We start from the raw sequence: 3535 nt of genomic DNA, 5'->3' as shown, positions 1-3535 counted from the left end.
GCGGCCGTATTTTCTGCCACCTGTACGGCAATTTGTGCTATGTACTTGCCGGACTTTTGAGTGATGCGCAGGCTGCCTGGTTTGTTATTCAATAGATTTTTCTGGTAGCCGGTTAAGATAGCTTTCATCTCCATGCGTTTTGATTTTTCTTCGACTAACACAGGAAACGAGAGCACATCTTCTTTCAAAGAATAGTTTTGATTGTTCCAAATAGCCACAGGCTTTTTGAGAACAGGGAGCTTGACTTCTCTTTGCTCATCGGGTTTTAGTCTGGCGTTAGCCCGGACTGCCTTCTTATATTTCACAAAAACACTCTTGGCGTCTCGAATNGCTTGATTTTTAACAGCGCTNGGAAGGTCTGCGATCACGTCTTTNCTTGAGTATTTAAGGTTTCTNTCCGCCACAGCATAGTCTGATACGATTTGATTNACCAAATAGATATAGTTTTTGGTTGTTNCNATTAGCAATTTNNACTGTTCTTTTGTNGGCTGCAGCTTGANTTTTACAGTTATTTGCAATTTGTCACCCCCTTGTCTTTTGNTCTGCAATATACCGTTGGATCGTATCGCTGGATACATTTCCTGCCGTAGAACAGAAAAATGAGCGTGTCCATAGACTNGGCAAATGCTGCAAGTGTTTAAATTCTTGCCGCAATCTTCTTGAAGTCACTCCTTTCACTTTTGCCATAATCTCTGAGGGNCTAATAGNCGGNAAGGCGTTTACGAATAGGTGCACATGGTCCGGCATTACTTCAAGCGCCACAATGATGAGTTCGTGTTCNCGGCATATCTCTTGAAGAAGNTTCCGNAACCTCTGTTCAACCTCTTTGACTAACACCTTTCGCCTATACCGTGNACAGAAAANAAAATGATAGTTGATTAGAGATACTGTGGTTTGTGTTCTTCTATACTCTTGTCCCATNATTATATTGTATCACTTAATTAANANTACTGCAACAGAACGAGGGGGNNAATCGGGAGCCGCCTTCATCCCTCGATTAAAACCGGGGGCTTTCGGCTACGTTTCTGTAATAATTAAAAGCCAATAAACACAAGTTTTACGGACCGCGTATCCCTTTGGAATACAACAGATATCCTCCCATCCTTTGGAGCATGTCTGTTTTTTCATCTTCGGCAAGCTCTGCCAGAAATAAACGGAGCAATTCTCCGGTATTATTCCCGAGAAAGGCCATAAAGTCCAAGAAGGCAGCAGGGGCGATGGGATATTCTTGATTATATCTAATAAATTTTTGATAGATTTTCCTTGCCGCATACGAAGTATAAAGTGAAGATCAAAATATCTACATGTAGAAATGAAAACACAAAGGAGGTGGGCGCTTGAAAATAACCGAAGAAAATTTTGTTGAACAGCTGAAAAAGAGAAACGAGAAAGCCTTAGAGTATGTTATTGACAATTATGCCTGGATTCTTAAAACCGTGATAAAAAAACATTTATTTTATCTTCCCGGTCTTTATGAAGAGTGTATGAATGATTGCCTTCTGGCTATTTGGCATAATATTTACTTTTATGACCCTGCAAGAAACGGCTTTAAAAATTGGATAGGGGGAATAGCCAGATATAAATCCATCGATTATGCCAGAAAATACTTAAAATATTTGGAAGATGAAAACATAGAGGATGTCATAATCCCTGTGGAAGATAACGCTTTAAAGGCAGTATTATCCAAGGAGATTGGGGAAGAAACGGAAAGAATTCTGAGCAGTTTATCTAAAGAGGACAAGGAAATTTTTAAAAAATTGTATTTGGAACAGAAAGATCTCAATGAATTGGCCGATGCTACCGGATTTAGCAAACCTGTTTTATACAATAGAATTTCCAGGGGAAAGAAGAGAATTCGCAAGGAAGTGAAAGGAGGACATTAATGTGAAAAATTCCAAGAATATGTATGAATTTTTGAATCATTTGGATATCAATCTTGCGGATTATGAGAAAGAGGAGCTTAACGATATGGAAAAGCAGAATCTAAAAAAGGCCTTCAGGAAAAATAGGAATAGAAAATCCTATTGGAAAAAAATTGGGACGGTTGCTCTGGCTTTGCTGTTGGCCGCAGGCGTCTTTACGCAAACAAATTTGGGGGAAACGGTGTACGCGGCAACGGAATCCAGGCTTGCGGAAATATCCTACTCCATCGGTGAGGCGCTTGGCATTGAAAGAAATATCGCACCCTATGCCAATGTCGTCAATCAAGTGGTGGAAAGCAACGGCGTCGAGATGAAATTAACCGATGTGATTATCGATAGGGACGAGCTGATTTTATCCATAATTACCAATACAAACAAACCGGTTAAAGGGCTTAATTTTGATTACGATATTTTTATCAACGGCAAGAAACTAAGGAATTATGGTGCGACCGGAAGCAGCGGGCCGCTTGCTGATTCTGAAACTTTGTTTTTTAGCGCTTATTCGGTAAATATTGCCGGTATTGATACGGCGGAAAACGTCAATATAAAAGTCGTCTTAAAAAATTTAACCTATTATATTGGCAATGCCGCTACAGAGCAGGTTAAAGGGAAATGGGAATTCGAATTTGCGGCAAACGGCAGTGAATTAATGGCCGATACCTATGCCATGGCCTTAGATTACACATTTAATATCGGGAATGAAAAGTATATTTTGGAAGAGTTCAGATATAATCCTGTCAATCAGAAAATTTTCGGCAAAGTAAAAGATCGGTCTGAGCATTCCTATGACATTGATCTAAGAGGCAGGGATAACCTGGGAAACGAAGTGGAATTTTGCCTCACAAGTGTGTCCGGTGAAGATTTAGTATTTAAATATCAAAACATCAATGGGGATTTGGCGGATGCAATCACATCGCTCACGCTAACCCCCTATGCGGCAAAGTTTCCTGAACAAAGCGGCAGAATGAGCGACGACTGGGAACAGGTTGGAGAAGCGTTTACGATATTTTTAAATCAATAAATGGACGGAAGCACGGGGACGGTTCTTCTTCCCAAAATAACGGATGTTAGCTGTTTTCCCTCAAAAGACCAGGCTGAGTTTCCTTAGCAGCTTGGTCTTTTTTGTGTCCTAACCTACCCAGATAGTGTTGTCGTATAATGAGATTGCTTCAAGATGTACAAACTAAACACCGGACAAAAGCCGTTACGTGTTGGCTGGAGGTGAATTATGTATTTAGAAGCGAAAATAAGAAATTTTATTAGCGTTGCTTTTTTTGTAATACAATTTGGTATTATTTTTGCTCTGATAAGCACCCGGAAATTAGACTATATCCGAGATGTAATATTTATCACTATCATTGCAGCAGTATATATTTTTTTAGAAGTTAAATACAGCATATCCGTTAGTAATTACATTAGAGTGTGTTTGGTACTCGTAATATTGGTCCATGAGGTCGGTGGAAAAATTTATGAACTATATCTCCAGTCTATTAAGCCCCTTAATTGAGTTTGAGCCATACCCCCTTATTAATATAAACTAATATTAACGGAGGGGTATGGATGAAACGTAAAAGATATCCTCAGGATTTCAAAGAGCAGCTTGTTAAAGAAGC

The 3535-nt window shown here is 39.5% G+C and carries 3 protein-coding genes and 1 pseudogene; 2 read left to right on the top strand and 2 right to left on the bottom strand.

What is annotated here, in order from left to right; translation table 11 throughout:
• Together Psfp_RS22680 and tnpA are read right to left on the bottom strand one after the other, a co-directional pair.
• Positions 1 to 305 (bottom strand): annotated as a pseudogene (locus tag Psfp_RS22680) (hypothetical protein); the annotation flags it as partial.
• A gap of 217 nt (positions 306 to 522) precedes the next feature.
• Positions 523 to 921, bottom strand: a complete 399-nt coding sequence (tnpA, locus tag Psfp_RS20750) for an IS200/IS605 family transposase (protein WP_134220413.1) — start codon at positions 919 to 921, stop codon at positions 523 to 525.
• Between the two features lie 416 nt (positions 922 to 1337).
• Between tnpA and Psfp_RS20745 the strand changes: the two genes are divergently transcribed.
• On the top strand, positions 1338 to 1883 hold the full coding sequence (locus Psfp_RS20745) for a sigma-70 family RNA polymerase sigma factor (RefSeq protein WP_134220412.1): 546 nt from the start codon (positions 1338 to 1340) through the stop codon (positions 1881 to 1883).
• Position 1884: 1 nt separating this feature from the next.
• Positions 1885 to 2943 (top strand): DUF4179 domain-containing protein, encoded by a 1059-nt coding sequence (locus Psfp_RS20740; protein ID WP_205079645.1) that lies wholly within the window; start codon positions 1885 to 1887, stop codon positions 2941 to 2943.
• Positions 2944 to 3535 lie beyond the last annotated feature (592 nt).

This window comes from Pelotomaculum sp. FP (genome assembly GCF_004369245.1).
Classification (GTDB): Bacteria; Bacillota; Desulfotomaculia; order Desulfotomaculales; family Pelotomaculaceae; genus Pelotomaculum_C; species Pelotomaculum_C schinkii.
This window is presented reverse-complemented; position numbering and strand designations above follow the sequence as displayed.